We start from the raw sequence: 23680 nt of genomic DNA, 5'->3' as shown, positions 1-23680 counted from the left end.
CCGCCTGCGCGGGGACGACGGGATACGTTCCGCTTAAATCGAACTGATAGAGGTGTTGCCGCGTGAGCAGCAGATTGGCGAGCGTATCGCACACTGTCGTCCCCGCGAACGCGGGGACCCAGCGACTTGCTCTGGCCGCAAATAACGCCACTGGGGCCCCGCCTGCGGGGGGACAACGGATGCGCAAACCTCAATCGAACTGATACGACCAGCTCGCATTGATCCGCGGCGAGCGGCGCTCCGCATTGATCGGCTTGTCGCCGACCGGTTGCGCCAGCGACAGGTCCAGCGTGTAGTAGCGCCGGTCGGAGAAGCGCACGCCCAGCGCCACCGACGACAGCGAGCGGTGCGTCAGCGAGTAGCTGTTCGAGTAGACACGCGCGACGTCGGCCATCACATACGGCTGCAGCGTCTTCAGATAGGTCATGTCCATGCCGAACAGCCGGCTGATCTCGGCCGACGCGCCCCAGCCCTTGTCGCCCGCCACTTCGCCGGCGGGGTAGCCGAGCCCGAAGAAGCGCCCGCCGAAGCTGATCTGCTCGCTCGACGCCAGCCGGTCGCCGCTGTACTGACCGGCGGCCGACACCGCCATGCCGAAGCCGAAGGGCAGGTCGGTGGCCTGCGACAGCAGCAGCCGCGTGCGCAGGAAGCTCAGGTCGTTGGCATTGTTCTCGCGGCGCGCGCCCAGCGCATCGACGCCCTTGTACAGGCCGAGCGTGGCGCTGCGCGAGACGCCTTCCTTGCGCTGGACATAGGCCAGCTCCGCATTGACGACCCGCACATTGGTACCGATCGCCACCGAGCGATCGGTGCCGGCCTGCGTATAGCGCTCGAACTGGTCGGTGCCGTAGAGACCGCCGCTCAGCGTCACCGAATGCCGCGCGCTCAGCAGCAGCGGATAGCTCAGGCTCGCGCCGAGCCGCTTGTTGTCATTGACGTAGCGCCGATTGAAGCCGATCTGCTCGAGCGTGGCGTTCTGCGGCACGCCGCGATAGTGCGACGCGTTGACGCGCGCGATCAGCCCTTCGGTGCCGATCGGTTGCGCATAGCCGAGCGCGTAGTACTCCTCGTCGTCGCGTCCCTTCGGAAACAGCGCCGATACCGTCAGCTGCTCGCCGAGCGGCGTCAGGCCGCTGGCAGTTGCCGTTGCAATCGCCCGCACGCCGGGCGACATGTAGTCGACGCCGGTGCCGAATGCGATCGGCTTGCGCTTGACGTCGAGCACCATTTCGCTGGCACCGTCGGTGGTGGTCGGCGGCTGCACCGTCGCGCCGACCTGCACGCCGGGCTGCAGGCCCAGCACGCTGGAATAGCGGTCGAAGCTGGCGCGCGTCAGCGGCCGTTCTTCCTTCAGCCGTTCCGCGATCGCGCGCAGCCGATTTTCCAGCGGGCCCGCATTGCCGCGGATGGTCACGCGCGCGACATAGCCCTCGACCACGGTGATCAGCACATTGCCGTTCTCGAAGGACTGCGCGGGAACGAAGGCGAACGACAGCGGATAGCCCTGCTGCTGGTACATCTCGGTGACCGCATTGGCGGCCTGCAGCAGTTCGGCGACCGTGATTTCCTTGCCGGCGAGCGGCTTGAACTTGTCGGCAATCTGGTCGAAGGGCAGCGTCTTGACGCCTTCGATCTGGAAGCGTGCCGGCGTCAGCTTGGCCGACAGCAGGTTCTGCATGGCCGGGTCCGGACGTTCTACCTGTACCTTGACTTCCCCGGTGGGCTTGGGCGGCGCGATCTTCGGCAGCGTTTGAGTCGGGTCCCCCTGGACCGGGCTGCGCGGATCGGCGGCCAGAACTGGATGCATGCCGCCTTGCCAGGCCCCGAGGCCGAGCAGCAGCATGGCGACGCGAGTGTGCGTGCGCGACATGGTCAATCCCCTTTCACAATAAAACGGATGCGGCTGTGGAAGCCGGTTCTCCACCGGCGCGCAGGCTGCCGCTGCCTGCGCGCTTATCGAAGTGGAGACCGGCTGTACTGCAGGACTGAGCGAGGGGATGCGCGCGTACGGAGGCGCGCATCAGGTGGCCATCAGGCCCCGATCAGCGGCGACCCCCCAGCAGCCCGCCGACGGTGCCGAGCACACCGCCGACAATGCCGCCGACCGCGCCGGTCACCGGACCCGTGGTCGCGCCACCGCCCGTGCCACCCGGAGCGGGAGCAGGAGCCGGCGCCGGAGCCGTGCCGCCGGTCAGGCCGCCGGTGACACCCCCCACCACGCCGCTGACCAGATTGGTCACCGGCGCCAGCGGACCGCTGCCGGCACCGCCGTTGCTGCCGCCGGTGAGACCGCCGGTCAGGCCGCCGACGAGGTTGGTGACGGGAGCCAGCGGACCGCTGCCGGCGCCGCCGTTGTTGCCACCGGTGATACCGCCAACCACGCCGCCGACCAGATTGGTCACCGGTGCCAGCGGGCCGCTGCCGCTGCCGCCGTTGTTGCCGCCGGCGAGGCCACCGGTCAGCCCGCTGACCAGGTTCGTGACCGGGGCGAGCGGACCCGTGCCGCCATTGCCGCCGCCGGCCAGTCCGCCGGTCAGGCCGCTGACCAGATTGCCGACCGGAGCCAGCGGACCGCTCGGGGTCGCGCCCGGCGCATGCACCGCGCCGCCCAGCGCGGCAACGGTGTTGCCGGCACCGGTCACGACGCCGCCCACACCGCTGACGACCGGCGTATTGGTCTGCTGCAGCTTGCCGCCCAGCTGTGCCACGGTGCCGCCGACCACGGTCAGCAGGTTGTTGACCGGTTGGCCGAGACCGGTGGCCGCCCCCAGCGACTGCGTGGTGCTGGTCAGCTGCGAGGTCAGCGGCACGATCGCGCGGCTGACGCCGCTGGTCAGCTGTTCGACCGGACCGGTCGACAGCACGGTGCCCAGCGTGCCGCCGAGCGTCTGCACGCCGGTACCCACCTTGTCGACCAGCGCGCCGACCGGCGAGGTCACCGCGCCCAGCGGCGACAGCGGGCCGGTGCCCACGCCGCTGACGGCGCTGCCGACCTGGCTGACCGCGGTGCCGACATGGGTGACCACGTTGCCGGTGCTGGCGACGGTGGTGCCGATCGGGTTGGCGCTGTTCGGAATATTGCCCAGGCCGTCCTTCAGTCCGGTGCCCAGCGAGTCGACCGCGTTGCCGACCGACACGATCGCGCCGCCGACACCGCTCTGCGTCTGGTTCGAGACCACCGGCAGGTTGACGCCGGTTTGAAGCTGTTCGCCGATGCCGCCGATGAGGTCGCCGGTCTTGCTGACCACGTCTCCGGTCTTGTTGATGATTTCGCCGGTCGGGCTGCGTACCGGCGTGCCGCCGCCGCCGCCACCATCGCCACCACCGCCGCCACCACCACCACCGCCGCCACCATCGCCGCCACCGCCGGTACCACCGCCGCCGCCGCCATCACCACCGCTGCCGCCGCCACCGGTACCGCCGCCGCCGGTGCCACCACCGCCGCTGCCGCCACCGTCAGTACCACCACCACCGCTTCCACCACCGGTTCCACCTCCGTTCGGGCTGCCGGTGCCGCCATTGGTGTCACCGACCGTGCCGCCGCCTCCCTTGCTGCCCGTACCCATCGAGGTCGAGCCACTGCCGCTCGCGCAGCCGCCAAGCAGCAGCAATGCGCTGAGCAGCGCCGTGGCGGTCAAGGTTGTCTTGGTTTTTTTCATCATTGATCCCCTGGTCAACAAGTGTTCTCGTGTTTGGACGTTCCCGAGTTGAAAGGCACTGGACGCACTGCGCCACCGTGCTGCCATCACAAGCGCAAGCGGTGTGCCACTGATGGAAGGGCTGTGCGCCGCGCGCATGGCAGAACTCGCGCGCTCCCCGCAAAGCCTTGTGGCGCAACGGTTTGCGGGAAATGAACAGCGCCGCGCGAAGGCCGCGCAAGGCCATGCGCGCAGCGTGTGGCGGCGTTACGCGTTACGTAACGCGCTACGGCGCGAATGGAACATCGAAGGGGGTGTAGGGGATCGGTGCGATGCGGCCGGCGCGGTGTTCGCGGACGCGGGCGTGTGGCGATGGACGCCGTAACACGTTACGTAGCACGTAACGTCGCGAAGCCGCGCCACGCGAGCTTGTGCGGCCTCGTTTCCGTGCCGGGGCATCGCCCGGAAAGCCGCGTCATACAAGGCTTTGCGGGTGATGCACAGCGCCGTCCGATCGGAGCGGCATGCATGGTTTCCGCCGATGGCACGCGCCTTGCGGACCAAGGGGCCGAGTCCCCGCTGCACGGGGACCGCCGGCACCACGGGACAGGTCACGGTTCCGCGCCGGTCCGATCCACAAGGAGAAACACAATGAAGCGGACGAATTCGACGCGACGCGCGCCGGTGATGATGGCGCTGGCGTGCGCATGCGTACTGGGGATGATTGCGGGCTGCTCGTCGAGCGGTTCGGGCAGCGGTACGCGGCCGCCTGCGACGACGCCCCCGCCGAGCAACGGTGGCGGCGGCGATGACGGTGGCGGCGGCACGCCTCCGCCGACCACGTCGAAGCCGACCACGCCCACCGGACAGGTGGCCGAAGGCGCCGGCAATACGGTGACGGCGGCCGGCAATGCCATCACGGAAATCGGCAAGCAGGTGCAGGGCGCCAATCTGCCGATCGTCAGCGACGGAACCCGCAATGCCACTGGCCAGGTGGTGATCGATGCCGGCAACACGGTGGCCGCGCTGGGTGCGGGCGTTCGCGATGGCCTCGGCAAGATGGGCGCGGTGGACAACCCCGTCGGCGTGACCGTGGCGAGCACCGGCAATGTCGTCACGCAGGCCGGTCATACCTTGTCGAGCACGGGCGATCTGGTGACCTCGCTGGGCAAGGATCAACTGAAGGTGCTGTCGCCGGTGACCACGCCAGTGGGCGCGGTGGTCAATCACGTGGCCGGCGGCGTGCAGCAGCTGGGCGAGAAGCTCGGCGACAAGCTGTCGACCGGACCGGTCGCACAGCTGACGGGCCAGACCAGCAAGGTGATCGTGCCCTTGACCAGCAAGCTGACCGATACCACGCAAGCGCTCGGTGCCACCACGCGCCTCGGTGCGCCGGTCGACAACCTGCTGACCAAGGTCGGCGGCGTGGTTGCACACACCGGCACGCACCTGAGCGCCACCAAGGCGCCAGTAGTGGGCCCGGTCGGCGGCGTCGTGACGGAAGTGGGCAGGACGGTCGCCGCGGCTGGCGGCCTGGTCCATGGCGAAGGCAATTCGGCAGGCGGCAGCGGCAATCCGCTCGGTGGCCTGCTTGGCGGTCTGCCTCTCACCCAAACGGGTGGGCAGGCGGGCAGTGGTGGTGGTTCTGACAAGGGTGCCGGCAGCGGCAAGACCGGCGGTGTGTTGGCACCGGTCGGCGGGCTATTGGCACCTGTGACCGGCCTGGTCGGCTCGCTCGGAGCGCTTGGGCGCTAAGGCGACGCTGACTGCTGCCATGGCACCAGTCCGGGGGCCATGCCAGGCAGCTTGACGGTGCGCAGCCGGACGATCCCCGCGGCTGCGCATCTTTTTTTATTCAGGGGAACGCACTGACGACTCGGGCGTTGGTAGTAGTCCTGATGGACGATCCAACAGCAAAAGATGCTGTCAATCGGGCAATTTAAAACTTTTGTCAAGACCGCAAACGGATGTAGCTGAAACTAAAAAATTCCTTTATAAAAAGAACACGGATGCTGCTGCACGAGGTCAGCCAAGCCATTAGAGCCAGGCGATCGCGCGGATCGACGCGGTATCCAGAGTGTTGGGATAACTAGCAATAAAAGTAGGAGCGGTCATCATGAAACAGGGGTTCTTGCGTTTCATTCGGGACGAACGGGGGGCGACGGCCATTGAATATGGCTTGATCGCGGGTCTCATCGCACTGGCAGTGGCCGGCGGAGCCAAGATGCTCGGCGACAATCTGGACGACGCCTTCGACCGGCTCGCCACCAAGGTGCAAACCATCATTGCACCGACTCAGGCCTCGGGCAGTTGACGGAATTACCGACCGCCATTCATGGCATTGATCGTCGCGCTGCTCTGCGCGACGGCCCTTTGGACTGATCTTCACTACCGCAAAGTACCGAATCTCGCATTGGCGCTCGCGCTGATTGCGGGGGCTCTCGTGTCTGCGCTCGGCTACGACTCGTCGTTGCCGCTTGCGGCGCGCGTGCTCGGATTCGCGTTGGGCTTTGCCGTCATGCTGCCGGCCTATCTGTTTGGCCGCATGGCGGCCGGCGACGTCAAATTCTTGGCGGTAGTGGGGTTCTTCATCGGACCGTCGAGCCTGTTGCCGGTCTGGCTGACCGGGACGCTGCTGGCATTTATCCATGCCTGTCTCGTTCTTGCCTTTCGCCATGCCGAGGCACGTGGCGGCCTCATTGCCGCGGTGGGCCAATGGCCACGACGCATGCGCTGGTTTGCCGCGATGACCGACCCGTCGCGCGGCATTCCTTATGCCGCTTATCTCGCCGTGGGTGTGCTCCTATGGATATCGGTCGGTCAGGGCCATTCCTGAAGGGCGGAATGCGCCACCGGTTGGCGCACAGATAAATGCAACCGGGTTTGTCTATGAAACAGGGGCGAAGGGGAATCGTTCGCCGGCATGGCCGCGAGCGGGGGATTGCTGCGCTCGAATTTGCGGTGGTATTGCCGGTGCTGCTCGCTCTGGTGCTGGGGATCGTCTATTACGGCATGATCCTCGCGCTCGAGCAGATGCTGACGCTCGCCGCAGCGGAAGGCGCACGGGCGGCCTTGCGCTATCCCGCTGGCGCGCCCGACGGCAGCCTCGCGGCTACGCAGGACCTGCGCGTGGCCGCGGCGGCCAACACCGCGCTGGCCACGCTGCCCGCCACCATTCAATCGAAGCTCGCCTCGCGTGGCGACATTGCGTCGGCCAGCGATTGCGCCGCGCCGGCCGACACTGTCTGCGTCAACGTGACGCTGCGCCTGCCGGCCACCAATATCCTGCCGCGCGTGCCGTTCGTGCCGATGCCCGACACGCTGATGGGCACGGCCGTCGCGCAGCTGGCGCCGGACATCTGAGGCGCGCCATGCCTCGCTTCTGCTTCCGCTTTCGCTACTTTTCGATCGCCACGGCGGCACCGCGCACCGGGACTCCATCATGACCAGCAAACAAATCCGAATCGTCGCCATCGTGCTGCTGGCCCTGGCCGCGCTGTTGGCGCTGCTGGCCTGGCAGGTCGGGCGCAGGACCGCCAAGCCGCCGGCGCCATCTTCGTCTTCCCCAGCGGCGCTGCACGCGGTCGTGATTACCACCAAGGCGGTCGAGGCCGGCAAGCCGTTGGGCGCCGACGCGTTGAAGGTCGAGATGCTGCCAATCGATCCGGCCGGCGGCTATGAATCCGTCGAAGCGGTGGCCGGCCAGATTCCGCTGGTGGCGCTGGGCGCCAACGTGCCGGTGCTGGAGAGCCAGCTGGCCGGCGGCCTGGCCACGCAGGTGCCGGAAGGCGAGCGTGCCGTGGCGATCGCCGTCGACGAAGTGATCGGCGTGGGCCATCGCGTGCGTCCCGGCGATCTGGTCGATGTCTTCCTCGTGCTTCGGCGCGACAGCCAGGAGATCGAAGGCAGCCAGGCGCGTCTGCTGCTGTCCCGGCTGCGCGTGCTGGCCTATGGCGTGCAGGCGGTCAACGACACGCGTGGCGCCACGCCCGATCAGATGATGAACCGGCGCGAAGGCGCCAAGACCGCGGTGCTGACGGTGCCGCTGGCGCAGGTCAGCAAGCTGACGATGGCGCAGCAGGCGGGCCGCCTGGTGCTGGCGCTGCGCAATCCGCACGACGACGGCATGCCGAGCGAGACGCTGTTCGCGGAGCCCGCGCCTGCCGTCGCCACGCGCGGAGGCGGACTGGCGAGCGCGGATGCGCTGGAGCCGGCGGACCGCGCCGCGGCCGGCGTTGCGCTGGCCGGCCTGGCCGGCGCTGCGAACAAGCCGCGCGTGCCCGCGGCGCGCACCGAGCCGCCGCAGATCGCGCAGGCCAGGCCCGCTGCCGCACCGTCGCCCGCCGGCGTCGAAGTGATCCGCGCCGGCAAGCGCGCCATCGAATAGGGACACGACGATGAATCTCCCGCTGCCGAGGGCGCGTCGATCCTGCTTTCAAGCGATACCTGCCTTGTCTTTCCCGATGAATTCATTGCACCGGCCGCGCACGCTGACCGCGTTGCTGTTGACGGCGAGCCTGCTCGGCACCGCGCCGCTGGGCGCGCAGCCCGCGCCAACCCGCGATCCGGTTCGCGATCAGGCCCGCGATCAAGCAGAGCCTTCCGCGCAACGGCCCTCGCAACGCGTCACGCTCGCCGTCGGCGCGCAGCGCGAAATCCGCATCGGCCGGCAGCTCGAACGCATCGCCATCGGCAATCCCGAGGTCGCCGACGCGCTGCTGCTCAAATCGCGCGGCGCCAGCACCGCCGTGCTGCTGGTCGCGCGCAAGCCCGGCAATACCGATCTGATGGTGTGGCCGTCCGGCGAGGCACCGATCCGGTACACGGTGCAGGTCGACGCGATGGCCTCCGATGGCCAGGGCGCGCAGATCGACGTGGCGGGGCAGGGCGCCATCATCCGGGGCCAGTCCCCCGATGCCGCCGCCGCAGCGGGCGCGCGACAGGCGGCGCGCGCGACCGTGGGCAACGGCCCGGTGCTCGACCGCTCGACCGTGCCGGTCACCGGCACCGTGCAGGTCGATGTCCGCGTGGTCGAGATCAGCAAGAACGTGCTGAAGCAGGCCGGCTTCAACTTCTATCGCAACCGCTCGGGCTTCGCGTTCGGCAGCTTCTCGCCGTCCACGCTGACCCGGGCCACGTTCACGCCGCGCCCCGGCGGCAGCAATACCGGCGGGGGCCTCGCCACGGAATCGACCGCGCCGATCAGCAGCGCGTTCAACCTGGTCGCGGCGTCGATGAGCCATGGCATCTTCGCCAACCTGAGCCTGCTCGAAGGCAATGGCATGGCCCGCATCCTGGCCGAGCCGAGCCTGGTGGCGCTGTCCGGTCAGAGCGCGAGCTTCCTCGCCGGCGGCGAGATCCCGATCCCGGTGCCGCAAGCGCTGGGCACCACCACGATCCACTACAAGCAGTTCGGTATCGGCCTGACCGTCACGCCGACCGTGCTGTCGCCGGAGCGGATCGCGCTGAAGGTCGCGCCCGAGGCCAGCGATCTCGATCCTTCGCGCGGCATCGTGATGAACGGCGCGACGATCCCGGCGATCGTCACTCGCCGCGCCGACACCACGGTGGAACTGGGCGATGGCGAGAGCTTCGTGATCGGCGGCCTGGTCAGCCGCAATACGGTCAGCAATGTCGACAAGGTGCCGGTGCTCGGCGACCTGCCGCTGATCGGCGCCTTCTTCAAGAACCTGAACTTCCACCAGGAAGACCGCGAGCTGGTGATCATCGTCACGCCGCATCTGGTGCGTCCGCTGGCCAAGGGGGCGAGCGCGGCGGCGCGGGTTGGGGCCGACGGCCGCACCTCCGCCAATCCACCGGTCTGGGGCAAGTTCCTCGGCGGCGATCTGGTCGATCCGGCGTTGCCGGGCTTTTCGAGGTAGAGGAAGGCATGGACATGACGCTGCCCCCCATCGATGCGGCCCCCGTGGCCAGTAATGCCACCTTCCTGTTGAACACCACCGGCGAGGCGCCGCGGCGCTGGCTCGAACGGGCGCTGGCGCCGCTCGGCCAGGTGCATGCGGTCGATGGCGTCGACCCTGCGCGCGACGGCATCGTCGAGCGGATCGGCACCGCCAATCCGGGCATCGTGTTCCTGCATTTCAGCGCCGAGCATGCCCAGGCATCGACCCGGCTCGGCCAGCAATTGGCCCGGCTGTTTCCGAACCTGCCGCTGGTCGCCCTTGGCGAGGCGCAGGAGCCCGAGTTGATGCTGGCGGCGCTGCGTGCCGGCGTGAAGGACTTCGTCGACATGCGCTCGCCCGCGGCCAATGCGATCGCGACGGTGCAGCGGCTGCTCGCCACGCGCGAGATCGTGCAGCCGGCGCGCCGCGGCAAGGTGCTGGCGGTGCTGGGCGCGCGGCCCGGCGTGGGCGCCACCACGCTGGCGACCAATCTCGCGGCAGCGGCGAAACGCCGGCAGAACGGCGAGGTGCTGCTGCTGGACCTCGGCCTGCCGGCACGCGACGGCGCGCTGTACACCAATGTCGCGCCGGGTTTTCACTTCGTCGAGGCGGTGCGCAACCTGCGCCGCTTCGATCAGGTCTTCGTGCAGACCGCGCTGACCCGGCATGCCGGCGGCGTCGCGGTGCTGCCGCTGCCGCAGACGCTGGCCGAGCTGCGCGACATCTCGTTCTCCGAGGCGCTGACGCTGCTCGGCACGCTGCGCAGCCACTTCGACCTGCAGGTGATCGACCTGGGCGGATTCAGCAATCTCGATTTCATGGCGCAGCTGGTCAAGGTCGCCGACGAGGTGCTGGTTGTGGCCGAGCAAAGCGTCGCGGCGATCGTGTCGGCGGCGGAGCTGCTGGAAGAGCTTGGCCGCCGCGACGCGGGCCGCGAGTCGATGCGGCTGGTGGTGTCGCGCTATCAGGCGCGCCTCGGTCTCGAAGCCGACCAGATCGCGCAGCGGCTCGAGCTGCCGCTGGCCGGCACGCTGCCCGACTGCCGCGAGACGATGCTGGCCGCGATGAACAGCGGCGCGGTGCTGGCCGACCGGCAGCCCACCGCGCCCTATGTCCGCGCGCTGGCGCCGATGCTGGAGCGCGTCGGTTATCGCTGCGAAGCGCGCGCGTCGGGCCCCGGATGGCTGGAGCCGATCGCGCAGGCGGTGCAGCGGCTGCGGGCGGGCCATGCAGCGGGCAAGAACAAGGCAGACCATTGAGATGACGAGATGACGCAACCCATCGAATTCTCGGACAACGCCGCCGCGCCGTTTCCGACCTCGCAGGAATTCCACACGATCAAGGAAGCGGCGCACGAACACCTGCTGACGCGCATCGAGGAACTGGGCGCGGAGTTCGGCCGCTGGTCGCGCACGGCCATCCAGCGCTTCGTCGATCTCGAACTGGAGAGCTTCACGCGGCTGCGCCGGATTCCGATCAACGAGGCCGAGCTGCATCAGATTGCCGAGGCGCTGACCAAGGAGCTGGCCGGCTTCGGTCCGATCGAGGATCTGCTGAACGATCCCGCGGTCGAGGACATCCTGGTCAATGGCCATCTCGACGTCTATGTGTCGCGCCACGGCATGCTCGAACGCATTCCGGTGCGCTTTGCCGATGCCGGCCATCTGCTGCGCATCGTGCGCCGGATCCTCGCGCCGATCGGCCGGCGGCTCGACGAGTCGAATCCGATGGTCGACGCCCGGCTGCCCGACGGCGGCCGCATCAACGTCGTGATCCCGCCGCTGGCGCTGCAGGGCCCGGTGGTGTCGATCCGCAAGTTCCGCAAGGATCCGCTGACGCCGGAGGCGCTGCTTGGGCTCGGCACCATGAACCAGGAGATCGGCGATCTGCTCGAGGCCGCGGTCAAGGCCCGCTGCAATATCCTGGTCAGCGGCGGCACCAGCTCGGGCAAGACTTCGCTGCTCAATGCGCTGGCGATCTTCGTGCCGGATAGCGAGCGCGTGATCACCATCGAGGACACAGCCGAACTCGCGCTGAACCACCCGCACGTGGTTCGCCTCGAAAGCCGGCCCGGCGGGTTCGAGGGCACCGGCGTGGTGTCGATTCGCGACCTGCTGCGCAACAGCTTGCGCATGCGGCCGGACCGGATCATCGTCGGCGAAGTGCGCGGCGGCGAGGTGCTGGAGATGCTGCAGGCGATGAGCACCGGTCACGACGGCTCGATGGGCAGGATCCACGCGAGCAGCCCGCGCGAATGCCTGTACCGGCTCGAGATGCTGGCCGGCTTCGCGGGCTTCCAGGGCAGCGAGGTCAGCCTGCGCCGGCAGATCGCCAATGCGATCGACTTCATCGTGCAGATCGGGCGGCTGTCGAATGGCAAGCGCCGCATCCTGTCGATCACCGAAGTGACCGGCATGGGCGACAACATCGTCACCACGCAGGAGTTGTATCGGCACGACCCGTATATTGGGCCCGATGGCGTCGAGGTCGACCGCTGGCAGTCGCTCGGCATCCTGCCGCACTCGCCGAAGCTGGCGCGGATGCGCCAGGCCGGTTTTGGCATGGACGATCCGTTGGGACGCTTCGATGTCTAGCGCCGGCCTGGCCCTCGCCGCGATTGCCTTGCTGCTGCTCGGCGCGGGCCTGCTGCTGCTCGCGCAGGCCGGCACGCGCGCCGAGCGCGAGGCCGCGCGCGCCTTCGTACAGGCGCAGACCGAGCAGGTGCGTTCGCGCTATGCGTCCGCGGCCGAGCTGCCGCCGGTCACCGGCGCGCGCGACCTGAAGCGGCGCTGGGCCGATCTGCTTCGGCGGGCGGACCTCGAGCCGACGCGCCGGACCCATCTGCTGTGGGGCGGCCCGCCGCTGCTGCTGTGCGCCGCGGCCCTGATCGGCGGCGGCCTGGTGGCGGCTGCCGCGATGGCGGTGGTCTGCCTCGCGATCTGCGCATGCCTGTTGTGGCGCCGGACCACGCGTTTTCATCAACGCCTGTGCGAGCAGCTGCCTGGATTTCTCGACGGCGTGGTGCGGCTGATGACGATCGGCAGCGCGGTGCCGGCGGCGTTCCAGCATGCGATCGGCAATACCGAACTGCCGCTGCGCCAATGCCTGGTGCAGGCCGTCCATCTGCAGCGCGCCGGCAAGGAGCTGGACCAGGCGGTGATGCAGGTCGCGCGCAGCTATCGCTTCGACGAACTGATCCTGCTCGCTTCGGTGCTCAGGCTCGCCACGCGCTACGGCGGCCGGGCCGACATCGTGATGGAGCGTACCGCCGCGTATATGCGCGACCGCGAGCAGGCGCAGCGCGAGCTGTCGGCGCTGTCGGCGGAAACGCGGATGTCGGCGTGGATCCTGGGTTTGCTGCCGGTGGTCGTGGCCGGCTTGATGTTCGTCTTCAACGCCGGCTACCTGCTGATGATGTGGAACGATCCGTCGGGCCGCCTGCTGCTGATGGCGGCGTTCGGGCTGGAGATCGTCGGCGCGCTGCTGCTGTATCGGCTGGCGCGTTCGGTATAGGGGCGGCGTGATGAATCGTGACAGCTTGATCGCCCTCAGCCTGCTGATCGCCGCGCTCGGCGTGGCGGCGCTCGCGCTGCCGCTATTGCAGCAGTGGTGGCTGCGCTGGCGCGCAGCGCGCACGCTGGACGCCGCGCTGGCGCGGCAGGGGGCGACGGCGGGCCGAGATGCGGCGGCCGCTTCCGGCGAGCCGGCCTCGCCCGCATCGGCTGGCGCGGCGCCAGTTGCGGGGCGTCAGGGTGCCATGCCGGCCGCCGTGAACGTCCCGGCCACCGCCCCCGGCGCGATCGGGGCCACGTCGGTTCCCGGCGCTGCAGCCGGAACCGGCCCGAACGGTGCGCGGGCGCGTATTGGCGCCCAGCTCGGTGGCCGCTTCGACGAACGCTGGCTCGCCAGTCCGCTCGGCAAGGCCATCGTCGGCCCCGAGGAGATCCGCTTGCTGGAGCAATGTGGCTGGTATGGCCCGAAGGCGCGCGCCATGTTCGGCGGGCTGCGTCTGTGCGTGCCGCTGCTGATCGCCGTGGTGCTGATGCTGTGGCGGTTGCCCGAATCGCTGCAGGGCGCGGTGTTTACCGCGTTCGGCGGCTTTGCGGTGTCCTTTCTCGCGTTCAAGTCGGTGCTGCGCCGGCGCGCCGCCAGCCGGATGCGCCAGCTTGACGACGAACTGCCGGTGCTGGTCGACATGCTGCGGCTGCTGCAAGGCGTTGGCATGTCGATCGACCAGAGCCTGCAACTGATCGTCACCGAGTTCGGCAGCATGCTGCCCGTGCTGGGGCCCGAACTGAAGCGCGCCAACGATCAATTCGCCTCCGGCCGTTCACGCGAGCAGACGCTGCAACGGATCGGCAAGCTGTTCGAGAGCGAGGACCTGCGCAATCTGATCATGCTGCTGAACCAGGTGGATCGCTTCGGCGGCGCGGTGCAGGAGCCGCTGAAGCTGTTCGGCTTGCGGCTGCAGGAGGCCCGCAAGATGCGCCTGAAAGAACAGGTCGGCCGCCTGACCGTCAAGATGACCGGCGTGATGGTGGTCAGCCTGCTGCCGGTACTGCTGATCGTGACCGCGGGGCCGGGGTTTCTCGGGGTGATTCGGATGCTGGCGAAGTTTGCGGGAGATGTGCAATGAAGGGCTTTATTCGGGAAATCCGCTCGGCAGCATGTTTTCTCCCCTCTCCCGCTTGCGGGAGAGGGGCAGGGGGAGAGGGCAAGGGCGCTCGTCATGCTTCCGACGGTTGCGATGCGGCCCCCGTTCCCTCTCCCCCGACCCCTCTCCCGCGGGCGGGAGAGGGGGGCCTTCTGCGGGCGCCGGCTAGGAATAAGTGGCGCCAGGCAATGACTGCGGCAACGATCGCCGGCGCCGGCTGGCTCGCCGCTGGCTGCGCCACCGGCGATCCGGCCGCGCTGATGAGCAAGCAGGCCGACGCGCAGATCGCGCTGTCCAAACTGCAGGACAAGCAGGCGCAGGAGCAGTACGACGATCGCGCGGTGTACCGCGGCCTGATCGAGCGGATGCAGCAGCAAGGGCTGTACTACGCCTCGCTCGCGCATCTCGATGCCTACCAGCAGCGCTTCGGCGACAGCGCCGACGTGGCGATGCTGCGCGCCGATGCGCTGCGCGAAACCGAACAGGACGAAGCCGCCGCCATCGCCTACCGGAACCTGCTCGGCAGCAGTTACGCCGCCCGGGCCTATCACGGCCTCGGCCTGCTGGCCGGCCGCAGCGGCGATTTCGGTGAAGCGGTGACGCAGCTGGAGGCATCGTTGTCGCGCGATCCGACCAATGCGCTGGTGGCCAGCGATCTCGGCTATGCGCTGATGCGCGCAGGTCAGTTGCAGCAGGCCCGCGTGCCGGTAATGCAGGCCCTGCAGCTCGATGGCGCCAATCCTCGCATCGTCAGCAACGCCGCGGTGTGGATGCTGGCGACCCGACAGCGCGAGCAGGCGACGGCGTTGATGGAGCGTGCCTCGATGTCGGCATCGACCCGCAAGGCGATCGCCCAGGAGGCGGACCGCATTGCACGCGAGGCAGCGCGGCAGGAGCGCGCGGCGTCGCGTACCAACGGCACGCGACCCAAGCCCCAGCGCGTCGCGCTGACGACCGCCGCGCAGCCCGGCGAGGCCGCGGCAACGAACACGAGCAGCGCGCCATGACGAGCGCTGGACGATCCCCGATCGCCTCCAGGCGGAACAGCAACAGGAGAAGGCATGAACTTCATTAGACCGCCGCGGCTATTGCGCATCGCCAGTACGGCCGCGGTCGCCTTGTGCGCCGCGAGCTGGATGCCCGTTGCTGGCGCGCAGACCACGGCCCCGGCCAACACGAATGCGAGTACACCCACACAGGCCCGGAAGCCCGCGAACGGCGCGATCGGTACCGACACGCGCAGCTTGCTGGCGATCCAGCGCGACGGCAGCCAGGCCGGCGCCACGCTGCAGATGCCCGGCGAGCAGGCCGCGCTCGCGCATGCCCGTTATCTGAAGAGCTTCGAGCATCCGATTCCCGAGCGCTTCGTCGGGCAGTCGAGCGGCGGCGGCAATGTCAGCCTGCCTGGATTGACGCCCTCGAAGTAATGACGATGGCTTGGCGTAGGCGGACACACCGGACACGCGCGCAAGCGCGCGGTGCGGTCAGCATCCTGATGGTGGTGTTGCTCGCCACCATCGGCATGGCCGCGCTGGTGTCCATCGACGTCGGACATGTCTTCTATCGGCAGCGGCAATTGCAGTCCGTTGCCGACATGGCGGCGCTGGCCGCTGCCCAGCAATTGCGGCGCGCCGATAGCAACGCGGTGATGACCGAACGGGCGCTGGCGGCAGCGCAGGCGTCCGGGACCCAGAACGGCTTCAGCGGTGCGGCGCGCGAAGACTGCGGCGCCAGCCCCGGCGGCGAAGACGGCATGGCGGTATGCGCCGGCGTCTGGGACCCGAACGATGCGGCAGCGGCCGCTGGCGGCCGCCATTTTCGCGGCAGCTACGATCCGGCCCGAATGTCGCCGAACGCCGTGCGGGTCGTCGTCTCGAAGACCGTGCCGATCCTGTTCGGGATACCAGGCGGTGAAGGGCGGCGCCTGCGTGCCGAGGCGATCGGCAATGCCAGTCCCCCTGTGGCGGCGTTCTCGGTCGGCAGCGGTCTGCTGAACTTCGAGTCCTCGAGAAGCGCGCTGGCGCTGTTGCTCGGCAATACCATCAGCCTGTCGGCATCGGATTGGCAGGGGCTGGTCAATACGACGGTCACGCTCGACCAGCTGCGATTGAAGGCCGGTGTTGGCACGGTCGACGAATTGCTGAACGCCGGCCTGTCGCTGTCCGAGTTCTATGCCCTGGTGCTCGGCGCGGCAAACAAGGAGTCGCTGCTCAACGCAATGCTGGGCGGGATGCCGGCGATCATCGATGCCAGGGCGCTGGCGGCGGGGCTCAATGTCGGACGCGTACTCGACCTCGGCGTGCTGGCTCCGGCGATGTCGTCGGCGGCGGACGTTGGGCTGAATGTGGCTGAGCTGTTGATGCTGGCGGCGCAGGTGGCGAACAGGGGCGCAGCGGTGGATCTGGCTGGCGCGGTGCCTCTGCTGCCAGGCTCGCAACTGGCGCTGCGGATCGTCGAGCCGCCGCGCATGGCGGTAGGGCCGGTGCGGCCCTCCACGACGGATCCGATGGGGTGGGAGACGACTGCGAGGACGTCGCAGATGGACCTCGGTATTCAGTTGCAACTTGGAGCGAACCTGGTCGATAGTCGCGTGCTGTCGGCACTCACACCGACATTGGTTCTGCCACTGCGCGTGCAACTTGCAACTGCGCAATCCGCGCTGACCGGACTGCGATGTGCCGCGGCACCCGCGGATCGACGGGCAACGCTCAACACCGTGACGACGGTGTCCAGCATCTGCCTTGCGCGCAAAAACGACCTGGGCCAATGCGCCAATTCCGACGTGGAACTGGCCAACGTTCCTCTGGGGGTGGCACACGTTGCCGTCATGGCCAGCCCGAGGCAGCAAACGGTGCCGGGAAACAGTATTACCTCGGTGCTCGCGCCCGGCGATCATCAGGAGGTCAGCTCTCGTGGCCAGCTTGCCGCGCTGGTCGAGGATCTGGCGCGAAACCTCGACCTCAAAGTGACGGTCAGCCTGCTCGGCATTCCGCTGACGACCGAACTCAAACTCGGCGGCATCGTCAGCGCCCTGAGTTCCGTGATCTTCGGCGTGCTCGGCCCCACCCTCGACGGCCTGCTCGCCGCCCTCGGCATCCAGTTAAGCAACGCAGACCTCTGGGTTCACGACGTCGATTGCGACAACACCAGACTCGTCTATTGACCCGCGAGAACCGCGACATGAATACGACCAGCCGCCGTGCGGCCATTGCAGCATCGCCATGAAAACAGACCGCTGGGCCTACGAAAATCTCGAAGTCTACGTATGGGAAGGCAAATACGAATTTGCCGACCGCGTAGCCCGCTTTCTCGCGCCGCTCGGCGCCGAAGTGATCCGCGCCGGTGGCCTCGAAGGCCTGCCGACCGAGCCCCGCCTGAAACTGTCGGTCGCGATCATCAGCGTGTCGGTGATCGGCGCGGCCAAGTTCACCGCGCTCGATTGGGAGGCGGTGCACGGCATGCCTGTGATCTGGGTAGCCGCGCCGACGAGAGACAATGACCCCGGCCGCTTCCCGCCGGAGTACGCGCACATCCTGTCCGACGATTTCACCGGCGCCGACCTGCGCGCCCAGCTCGGCAAGCTGCTGCCGCAACTGCTGGCGGCCAGTGAGGTGCAGCCGGACATCGCCGAACTGGTGGCCGGCTCGCCGGCGATGCAGCAGTTGATGTCGCACGTCGATACCTATGCGGACTTCGACAGCAACGTGATGCTGTATGGCGAGACCGGTGCCGGCAAGGAACGGATCGCGCGGCTGTTCCACGAGCGGCACAGCCTCTATGGCAAGGGACCGTTCGTCGCCGTCAACTGCGGCGCGATTCCCGATGGACTGTTCGAATCGCAGTTCTTCGGCCACGCCAAGGGCGCGTTCACCGGCGCGATGTACGCGCACCGCGGCTACTTTGAGCAGGCCAACGGCGGCACGCTGTTCCTCGACGAAATCGCCGATCTGCCGCTGTTCCAGCAGGTCAAGCTGCTGCGCGTGCTCGAGGAGAACGTCGTCACGCGGCTCGGCTCGACGCTGCCGGTCAAGCTCAATTTCCGCCTTGTTGCGGCCACCAACAAGGACCTGCGCGAGGCGGTGGGGCAGGGCAAGTTCCGCGCGGACCTGTATTTCCGGCTGGCCGTGATCGAACTGCGGATTCCCAGCCTGGAGGAGCGCGGCGCCGCCGACAAGGTTGGACTGCTCGAGGCCTTCCTGCGGCAGATACTCGGCCGGTCAGGCTACGACGCGCTGCCGCCGATGCCGGATTGGCTCAAGGGCGCGGTCGGTACCGCTTACTTCGCTGGCAACGTACGCGAGCTGCGCAATCTGGCCGAGCGCGTCGCGATCGTCGTCCAGCACGACGGCCTGTGGGACCAGGATCGCATCCGCCCGTTGTTCCGCACGCTGCGCCCGGGCGCGTTCGAGGGCAACGATCGCGGCGTCGACTGGCGTACCGAGGTCGAAGAACGCCGCCGCATCATCGCCGCCCTCGATGCCAATGGCTGGCGTCGCCAGGACACCGCCGCCAGCCTTGGCATCAGCCGCAAGGTGCTGTGGGAGAAGATGCGCAAGTTCCAGATTGCCGACAACGAGGCGGAACCGGCCTGACGAAGTGGGCTGCGGTCTGCGTCGCCGCGCAGCGAAATTGCGCAGAACTTCGCAGCCTTGGCGATCCCCTAGCGGTTCCGCTTCGCCGCCTCATGCTCGAGCAACTGACGCAACTCGGCCCGAATCGTCCGCAACAGCATCACGCGCTCCTCCGGCGTGGGATCGCGCAGAAAGGTGTACGCGTGCAGCGTCAGAGGATGCAGCTCAAGGACGCTGGCGATCTGCGCCACCTTGTCCAGCGTCGGACTCTTCTGCCCGCGCTCCAGGCTGCTGACATAGGTGCGGCTCGACACGGTGCCGAACGCGCCCTGCGACAGGCCTCTGGCAGTGCGCGCCGCCCGCAGCGCCGCACCGAAGTGCAAACGCAACCTCGTCTTTTCCGGGTTCAGGGGGACGTCTGAGTCTGAGCCTTGCTGCATCTTCAATCACTGTCATCACATTCATCGTGCGCTCGCCGTCGGCTCGCGCACGGTCAGTCCGCCGCCGAAGGCGAAACCCTGTCCGAAGGGCAGGGCCGGTTGCGCGGGCGCCTGGCGGTGGCGGGAGGCCGTGTCCGCGGCGCGGTGGCCCTCGGCCGATGAACCGGACAGGATCTGCCGGATACGCGCCAGATACCGCTCGCCGACAGCCCGATTGGTCCGGGCCGCTTCCATGCGGAAGGCGCTGCGTGCCGGCGGACGGATGTCCAGCGCACGGCAGACTTCGGAGACATAGGGCTTCGATTCGCCGTTCAGGCGCCTGGCAGCCAGCCGCACCGCGTCGTCACCGACCTGTTGGCGCAGCCACCGAAGGACAAGACGGTCGTATTCGTTCTGAATCCGGATCAGGTCTTCCATGGGCACTCCCGCAACTGTATGTTTGTACAGGTACTGTAAGGATATACAGTATCAACGGGGATGCAAGAAAAATGTTGTGAACGGGTCCCCAATGGAGGGTTGCTCGGGTTTTTTACTCGTGATGCGTTGTATTCTTGTTTTACTGGGGATGACGAGTAATCTGGAAGTACATAAGATACGAAGTAAATGCAAAATACAACGAATTCGCTGTAAATGCACACAGCCTCGAGGGAATGTATGAGCAACTTCACCGTCCGCACCGCGGAGCAATTGCCGCAACTGCTCCAGGCCTTTCGCAAGGAGGCGGGCCTGACGCAGGCGGAGGCGGCGTTGCGGATGGGGGTCAGCCAACAGACCTTGTCCGCGCTGGAACGTAATCCGGCACGGGTCAGCGTCGACAAGCTGATGCGCGTGCTCAGCGTTCTCGGCGTCGAACTCGTGCTGCACAAGCCGGCTCCCCAACCGCGTAAGACCGCATCCTCCAGCCCGCAGGTCTGGTGATCATGGGACGGCGATCCCACACCCGCACGCTGACGCTTTGGATGAACGGCGCATTCGTCGGCACCTGGCATTTCAGCCCGCGTGCCGGCGATGTGCTGCAGTACGCGCCGGAGTGGGTGTCCTCTGAAGCCGGGCGGCCCTTGTCCCTGTCGCTGCCTTTCACGCCGGGCAATGCGCCGCATCGTGGAGACAAGGTGCGGGCCTACTTCGACAACCTGTTGCCGGATACCCGGGAGATTCGCGAGCGCATCGCGCGGCGGTATCGCACCGGTTCGACCGATGCCTTCGACCTGCTCGCCGAAATCGGCCGCGATTGCGTGGGCGCGCTGCAGCTATTGCCGGACGGGACCGTGCCTGAAGGTGTGCAGCCGGTCGAGGCGGAACCGCTGACCGAGGCTCAGGTCGCGCAGGTGCTGCGCGGCACGCTGCGATCCGCGCCGCCGGGCTTCGTGGACGAGCAGGACGAGTTCCGCATCTCGATCGCCGGTGCCCAGGAAAAGACCGCGCTGCTGTACGACAACGGCGCCTGGTGCCTGCCGCACGGGCAGACGCCGACCACCCACATCCTGAAGCTGCCGCTTGGCCTCGTCGGCGGGCTGAAGCTGAACATGACGGAATCAGTAGAGAACGAGTGGCTGTGCTCGCTGATCCTGCGCGAGTTCGGTCTGCCGGTCGCGCACTGCGAACCGGTGCAGTTCGAGGACCTGAAGGCGCTCAGCGTGCAGCGGTTCGACCGCATGTGGTGGCAAAGTCCGGACGGCGATCGTCGCCTCGTCCGGCTGCCGCAGGAGGACATGTGCCAGGCCAAGGGCGTGCCGCCGGCGAGCAAGTACGAAGCCGATGGCGGACCCGGTATCGACAGCATCATGGAAACGCTGGCGGGGTCCACGACGCGCGACGAGGACCGCCGAACGTTCTTCCAGGCACAGGTCCTGTTCTGGATGCTGCGGGCCACCGATGGCCACGCGAAGAACTTCAGTCTGTTCCTGCGCCCGGAGGGCCGGTATCAGCTGACGCCACTCTACGACGTGCTCTCCGCATACCCGATCATCGGGGAGACGCCCGGCAAGCTGTCGCCGTTCCGGGTCAAGATGGCGATGGCCGTTCGAACGCGCAATGCGCATTACCAGATGCGGGAAATCCAGCGCCGCCATTGGGTCGCTGTCGGCGAGCGGCATGGTGTGATCACGCCGGACGGACGCCCCGCTCGGTACGTGGTCGACGATCTGGTCGAACGCGCACCGCGGGTGGCACAGGCGATACGGGAAGCGCTGCCGAAGCGCTTCCCGGAACCGCTGGCCGACTGCATTCTCGATGGAATGCTGGCCGAGGCCGAAAGGCTGGCCGGCTGATCCGCGGGCAGGCCATGCCAGGCCAAGCCGACGTTCCACCGCAGCCGCTCTGCCTCTCCTAGAAATCCACCGTCATCGCAACCTTGAACGTGCGCGGCGCACCCATCGTCAGATAGCCGCCGTATGCGGACGCCCAGTACGCCTTGCCGGCCACGTTGTCGATGCCGGCGCGCAGCGTGTAGCGCTGCTGCGCCGCCTTGAAGGTGTAGCGGGCGCCCAGATCGAAGCGGCGCCACGACGGCAGGCTGACCCGGTTCGCCACGTCGAGATACTGGCGTCCCGTCTGCAGATAGCGGCCCGAGACCGTGAAGCCGGGCACGCCGGGGATGTCCCATTCCGCGCCGACATTGAGCGTGTAGTTCGGTACGCCGACGGCCTTGTTGCCGTCGGTCGCCGGTGAGGCGGTACGGTCCAGCCTGGCGTCGATATAGGCAACGCCGGCGAGCAGACGTACGCCAGGCAGCGGCTCGCCGAACCCGCTCAGTTCGATGCCACGATTGCGCTGTTCTCCGGCCATCGAATAGACATTGCCCTGCAGGATGCCGGACGGTTGCTCGATCTGATAGACGGCGAGCGTGGTGCCGAACTTGCCTGCGTCCCACTTGACGCCAGCCTCGACCTGCTTGGACTTGATCGGCGGGAACACTTCGCCGCGGTTCACGGCGGTGTTGGGCGCGGTCGGTCCCTGCGCCAGGCCCTGGATGTAGTTCGCATACAGCGAAACATTGCGCACCGGCTTGACCACCAGGCCGAAGGCCGGCGACGTGGCCGAGTCGTCGTAATTCGATTGCTGCACGCCCGTATAGCTGTAGCCACGCACGCTCAGGTTCTGCTGCCGCACGCCCGCGGTCAGCAGCACGCGATCGTCGAGGAAGGACAGCGTGTCCGAAATCGCGAACCCGCTCAGGTTGGTCCTGCCGGTGACACCCGGGTGTGCCATGTCGCCGCCGATCAGCGTCGTCGCCGGTCTCGGCGTCTGCACCGGGTCGTACAGATCCGTAGCGAACCGGCCCGTCATCTCGTAAGCGGTGCGCTTGACCGTCTGCATGCCGGACCACGCCAGGTTGACGCGATGCTTGATCGGCCCGGTATGGAAGGTGCCGCGCACGCCCACTTCCTCGGCCGTGGTGTTGGACTTGTACGGTACCGTCAGCCGGGCAGCGGTACCGGCGCCGCTGCCGTCCACCGTCAGCGACGAATAGTTGCCGAACTCGTTGGTGTGGTGGGCGCCGACCGCGAGATAGGTGGTCCAGTCCGGCGCCACCTCATATTCGGCGCGCAGGGTCCCGTAGGTGTCCTCCAGCATCGAATCGGTCCATGCCTGCGCGAAGTTGGCGCTTGCCGATGGCACCGCGGGCAGCGTGGTCCCGGTCAGCGACACCATGGGCCGCCCCTGGCGAATGGTCTGCTTCTGGTAGCCGAAGTCGGCCGACACGCGCAGCTTGTCGCCCTGGTAATCGATCCCCGCGGTGAACAGCCGCTGCTGGCGGCGCTCGTCGTCGATGGCGGTTTCACCGCCGCGCGCCAGCGCGTTGATGCGCACGCCCCAGCGCTGGTCCTCGCCGAAGCGGCGGCCGATATCGACATGGCCGCCGGCCTGGCCCTGGCTGGTGTAATCGATGGTGGCCTGGGTCAGCGGCTGGTATGGCGCGAATTTCGGCACCAGATTGATGCCGCCGCCGATGCCCGAACCGGTCGGCGTGACGCCGTTCAGGAACGCGCTGGCGCCGCGGAACACCTCGACCCGATCAAGACCCTCGACCGCCACGAGCTGGCGCGGGGCGATGCCATACAGGCCGTTGTAGCCGATGTCGTCGCCGTTCAATTGGAAGCCGCGGACCACGAAGGTCTCGGAGAAATTGCCGAATCCCAGACTGCTGCGTACGCCTGGATCGTTGGCGAGGACATCGGCGACGCTGCGCGCCTGCTGGTTCTGGATCGCTTCGGCCGTGTACGCGGTGATGCTGAACGGCACGTCCATCATGTCCTGGTTGCCGAGGATGCCGAGCCGGCCACCGCGCGCAACCTGGCCGCCGGCATAGGCAGGGGGCGGCTGGTCAGGGGCCGACTCCGCGCGGACGGTCACCTGGGGTAGCGTTTCGGCAGATTGGGCGGCTTCGTCGGCGGTGTTGGACTGCGCTTGCGCCAGGGCCGTCAGCGGCAGGGTGCCGGCAACCGCCATGGCCAGCAGATTCGGCCGGATT

Annotated in this window: 22 protein-coding genes; 17 read left to right on the top strand and 5 right to left on the bottom strand. The window is 67.9% G+C overall.

Annotated elements, in window-relative coordinates; translation table 11 throughout:
- Positions 1-190: 190 nt before the first annotated feature.
- Positions 191-1870 (bottom strand): ShlB/FhaC/HecB family hemolysin secretion/activation protein, encoded by a 1680-nt coding sequence (locus LRR16_RS17445; RefSeq protein WP_023264560.1) that lies wholly within the window; start codon positions 1868-1870, stop codon positions 191-193.
- A gap of 172 nt (positions 1871-2042) precedes the next feature.
- The gene (locus LRR16_RS17440; protein WP_232206665.1) at positions 2043-3659 is read right to left on the bottom strand and encodes a collagen-like triple helix repeat-containing protein; all 1617 of its coding nucleotides are present in this window, start codon (positions 3657-3659) and stop codon (positions 2043-2045) included.
- Positions 3660-3771: 112 nt separating this feature from the next.
- Here LRR16_RS17440 and LRR16_RS17435 point away from each other — a divergent pair, with 112 nt between their 5' ends.
- The 15 genes from LRR16_RS17435 (at position 3772) to LRR16_RS17365 (ending at position 18787) form a co-directional block, all read left to right on the top strand.
- On the top strand, positions 3772-4023 hold the full coding sequence (locus LRR16_RS17435) for a hypothetical protein (RefSeq protein WP_232206664.1): 252 nt from the start codon (positions 3772-3774) through the stop codon (positions 4021-4023).
- A gap of 266 nt (positions 4024-4289) precedes the next feature.
- The gene (locus LRR16_RS17430; protein ID WP_232206663.1) at positions 4290-5393 is read left to right on the top strand and encodes a collagen-like triple helix repeat-containing protein; all 1104 of its coding nucleotides are present in this window, start codon (positions 4290-4292) and stop codon (positions 5391-5393) included.
- A 361-nt stretch (positions 5394-5754) separates the two neighbouring features.
- The gene (locus tag LRR16_RS17425; protein WP_023264562.1) at positions 5755-5952 is read left to right on the top strand and encodes a Flp family type IVb pilin; all 198 of its coding nucleotides are present in this window, start codon (positions 5755-5757) and stop codon (positions 5950-5952) included.
- A 21-nt stretch (positions 5953-5973) separates the two neighbouring features.
- The gene (locus tag LRR16_RS17420; RefSeq protein WP_370646839.1) at positions 5974-6474 is read left to right on the top strand and encodes a prepilin peptidase; all 501 of its coding nucleotides are present in this window, start codon (positions 5974-5976) and stop codon (positions 6472-6474) included.
- A 53-nt stretch (positions 6475-6527) separates the two neighbouring features.
- Positions 6528-7001 carry a TadE/TadG family type IV pilus assembly protein gene (locus LRR16_RS17415; RefSeq protein ID WP_023264564.1) on the top strand — a complete coding sequence of 158 codons (474 nt, stop codon included), beginning with the start codon at positions 6528-6530 and terminating at the stop codon, positions 6999-7001.
- Between the two features lie 79 nt (positions 7002-7080).
- Positions 7081-8025: a Flp pilus assembly protein CpaB gene (gene cpaB / locus LRR16_RS17410; protein ID WP_232206662.1), complete on the top strand. Its 945-nt coding sequence runs from the start codon at positions 7081-7083 to the stop codon at positions 8023-8025.
- A 76-nt stretch (positions 8026-8101) separates the two neighbouring features.
- Entirely contained in the window at positions 8102-9520 is a 1419-nt protein-coding gene (locus LRR16_RS17405) for a type II and III secretion system protein family protein (RefSeq protein WP_232206661.1), read from the top strand.
- A gap of 14 nt (positions 9521-9534) precedes the next feature.
- The gene (locus LRR16_RS17400; RefSeq protein WP_232206660.1) at positions 9535-10800 is read left to right on the top strand and encodes a pilus assembly protein; all 1266 of its coding nucleotides are present in this window, start codon (positions 9535-9537) and stop codon (positions 10798-10800) included.
- A 9-nt stretch (positions 10801-10809) separates the two neighbouring features.
- Positions 10810-12135, top strand: a complete 1326-nt coding sequence (locus LRR16_RS17395) for a CpaF family protein (protein WP_232206659.1) — start codon at positions 10810-10812, stop codon at positions 12133-12135.
- Positions 12128-13054 (top strand): type II secretion system F family protein, encoded by a 927-nt coding sequence (locus LRR16_RS17390; protein WP_232206658.1) that lies wholly within the window; start codon positions 12128-12130, stop codon positions 13052-13054. Before LRR16_RS17395 ends, LRR16_RS17390 begins: the two co-directional genes overlap by 8 nt.
- A gap of 10 nt (positions 13055-13064) precedes the next feature.
- Positions 13065-14177 (top strand): type II secretion system F family protein, encoded by a 1113-nt coding sequence (locus LRR16_RS17385; protein ID WP_232206657.1) that lies wholly within the window; start codon positions 13065-13067, stop codon positions 14175-14177.
- A gap of 206 nt (positions 14178-14383) precedes the next feature.
- On the top strand, positions 14384-15202 hold the full coding sequence (locus tag LRR16_RS17380) for a tetratricopeptide repeat protein (RefSeq protein ID WP_232206656.1): 819 nt from the start codon (positions 14384-14386) through the stop codon (positions 15200-15202).
- Positions 15203-15256: 54 nt separating this feature from the next.
- On the top strand, positions 15257-15622 hold the full coding sequence (locus LRR16_RS17375; RefSeq protein WP_232206655.1) for a DUF3613 domain-containing protein: 366 nt from the start codon (positions 15257-15259) through the stop codon (positions 15620-15622).
- The gene (locus LRR16_RS17370; RefSeq protein WP_370646838.1) at positions 15622-17358 is read left to right on the top strand and encodes a TadG family pilus assembly protein; all 1737 of its coding nucleotides are present in this window, start codon (positions 15622-15624) and stop codon (positions 17356-17358) included. Before LRR16_RS17375 ends, LRR16_RS17370 begins: the two co-directional genes overlap by 1 nt.
- A 58-nt stretch (positions 17359-17416) precedes the next feature.
- The gene (locus LRR16_RS17365; protein ID WP_023264610.1) at positions 17417-18787 is read left to right on the top strand and encodes a sigma 54-interacting transcriptional regulator; all 1371 of its coding nucleotides are present in this window, start codon (positions 17417-17419) and stop codon (positions 18785-18787) included.
- A gap of 68 nt (positions 18788-18855) precedes the next feature.
- Here the strand turns inward: LRR16_RS17365 and LRR16_RS17360 are convergent, their stop codons facing one another.
- Positions 18856-19206: a helix-turn-helix domain-containing protein gene (locus LRR16_RS17360; protein ID WP_370646842.1), complete on the bottom strand. Its 351-nt coding sequence runs from the start codon at positions 19204-19206 to the stop codon at positions 18856-18858.
- A gap of 21 nt (positions 19207-19227) precedes the next feature.
- Positions 19228-19623 carry a hypothetical protein gene (locus tag LRR16_RS17355; RefSeq protein ID WP_370646837.1) on the bottom strand — a complete coding sequence of 132 codons (396 nt, stop codon included), beginning with the start codon at positions 19621-19623 and terminating at the stop codon, positions 19228-19230.
- 237 nt (positions 19624-19860) lie between these two features.
- On the opposite strand from LRR16_RS17355, the gene LRR16_RS17350 reads away from it, so the two are divergent.
- A complete protein-coding gene (locus tag LRR16_RS17350; RefSeq protein ID WP_006575377.1) occupies positions 19861-20124 on the top strand; it encodes a helix-turn-helix transcriptional regulator in 264 nt (87 codons plus the stop codon).
- 2 nt (positions 20125-20126) lie between these two features.
- Positions 20127-21476, top strand: a complete 1350-nt coding sequence (locus LRR16_RS17345) for a type II toxin-antitoxin system HipA family toxin (RefSeq protein WP_232206652.1) — start codon at positions 20127-20129, stop codon at positions 21474-21476.
- Positions 21477-21534: 58 nt separating this feature from the next.
- Here LRR16_RS17345 and LRR16_RS17340 read toward each other — a convergent pair whose 3' ends face one another.
- Positions 21535-23658 (bottom strand): TonB-dependent siderophore receptor, encoded by a 2124-nt coding sequence (locus tag LRR16_RS17340; RefSeq protein WP_232206651.1) that lies wholly within the window; start codon positions 23656-23658, stop codon positions 21535-21537.
- Positions 23659-23680: the final 22 nt, after the last annotated feature.

Origin of the sequence: Cupriavidus sp. UGS-1, from assembly GCF_021213615.1 — a bacterium.
In the GTDB taxonomy this organism is placed as follows: Bacteria; Pseudomonadota; Gammaproteobacteria; order Burkholderiales; family Burkholderiaceae; genus Cupriavidus.
This window is presented reverse-complemented; position numbering and strand designations above follow the sequence as displayed.

What these genes read in the sequence shown, in the direction of transcription:
- LRR16_RS17445 (WP_023264560.1), bottom strand. Translation starts at nt 1,870, where the DNA reads ATGTCGCGCACGCACACTCGCGTCGCCATGCTGCTGCTCGGCCTCGGG.
- LRR16_RS17440 (WP_232206665.1), bottom strand. Translation starts at nt 3,659, where the DNA reads ATGAAAAAAACCAAGACAACCTTGACCGCCACGGCGCTGCTCAGCGCA.
- LRR16_RS17435 (WP_232206664.1), top strand. Translation starts at nt 3,772, where the DNA reads ATGGAAGGGCTGTGCGCCGCGCGCATGGCAGAACTCGCGCGCTCCCCG.
- LRR16_RS17430 (WP_232206663.1), top strand. Translation starts at nt 4,290, where the DNA reads ATGAAGCGGACGAATTCGACGCGACGCGCGCCGGTGATGATGGCGCTG.
- LRR16_RS17425 (WP_023264562.1), top strand. Translation starts at nt 5,755, where the DNA reads ATGAAACAGGGGTTCTTGCGTTTCATTCGGGACGAACGGGGGGCGACG.
- LRR16_RS17420 (WP_370646839.1), top strand. Translation starts at nt 5,974, where the DNA reads ATGGCATTGATCGTCGCGCTGCTCTGCGCGACGGCCCTTTGGACTGAT.
- LRR16_RS17415 (WP_023264564.1), top strand. Translation starts at nt 6,528, where the DNA reads ATGAAACAGGGGCGAAGGGGAATCGTTCGCCGGCATGGCCGCGAGCGG.
- cpaB (WP_232206662.1), top strand. Translation starts at nt 7,081, where the DNA reads ATGACCAGCAAACAAATCCGAATCGTCGCCATCGTGCTGCTGGCCCTG.
- LRR16_RS17405 (WP_232206661.1), top strand. Translation starts at nt 8,102, where the DNA reads ATGAATTCATTGCACCGGCCGCGCACGCTGACCGCGTTGCTGTTGACG.
- LRR16_RS17400 (WP_232206660.1), top strand. Translation starts at nt 9,535, where the DNA reads ATGACGCTGCCCCCCATCGATGCGGCCCCCGTGGCCAGTAATGCCACC.
- LRR16_RS17395 (WP_232206659.1), top strand. Translation starts at nt 10,810, where the DNA reads ATGACGCAACCCATCGAATTCTCGGACAACGCCGCCGCGCCGTTTCCG.
- LRR16_RS17390 (WP_232206658.1), top strand. Translation starts at nt 12,128, where the DNA reads ATGTCTAGCGCCGGCCTGGCCCTCGCCGCGATTGCCTTGCTGCTGCTC.
- LRR16_RS17385 (WP_232206657.1), top strand. Translation starts at nt 13,065, where the DNA reads ATGAATCGTGACAGCTTGATCGCCCTCAGCCTGCTGATCGCCGCGCTC.
- LRR16_RS17380 (WP_232206656.1), top strand. Translation starts at nt 14,384, where the DNA reads ATGACTGCGGCAACGATCGCCGGCGCCGGCTGGCTCGCCGCTGGCTGC.
- LRR16_RS17375 (WP_232206655.1), top strand. Translation starts at nt 15,257, where the DNA reads ATGAACTTCATTAGACCGCCGCGGCTATTGCGCATCGCCAGTACGGCC.
- LRR16_RS17370 (WP_370646838.1), top strand. Translation starts at nt 15,622, where the DNA reads ATGACGATGGCTTGGCGTAGGCGGACACACCGGACACGCGCGCAAGCG.
- LRR16_RS17365 (WP_023264610.1), top strand. Translation starts at nt 17,417, where the DNA reads ATGAAAACAGACCGCTGGGCCTACGAAAATCTCGAAGTCTACGTATGG.
- LRR16_RS17360 (WP_370646842.1), bottom strand. Translation starts at nt 19,206, where the DNA reads ATGCAGCAAGGCTCAGACTCAGACGTCCCCCTGAACCCGGAAAAGACG.
- LRR16_RS17355 (WP_370646837.1), bottom strand. Translation starts at nt 19,623, where the DNA reads ATGGAAGACCTGATCCGGATTCAGAACGAATACGACCGTCTTGTCCTT.
- LRR16_RS17350 (WP_006575377.1), top strand. Translation starts at nt 19,861, where the DNA reads ATGAGCAACTTCACCGTCCGCACCGCGGAGCAATTGCCGCAACTGCTC.
- LRR16_RS17345 (WP_232206652.1), top strand. Translation starts at nt 20,127, where the DNA reads ATGGGACGGCGATCCCACACCCGCACGCTGACGCTTTGGATGAACGGC.
- LRR16_RS17340 (WP_232206651.1), bottom strand. Translation starts at nt 23,658, where the DNA reads ATGGCGGTTGCCGGCACCCTGCCGCTGACGGCCCTGGCGCAAGCGCAG.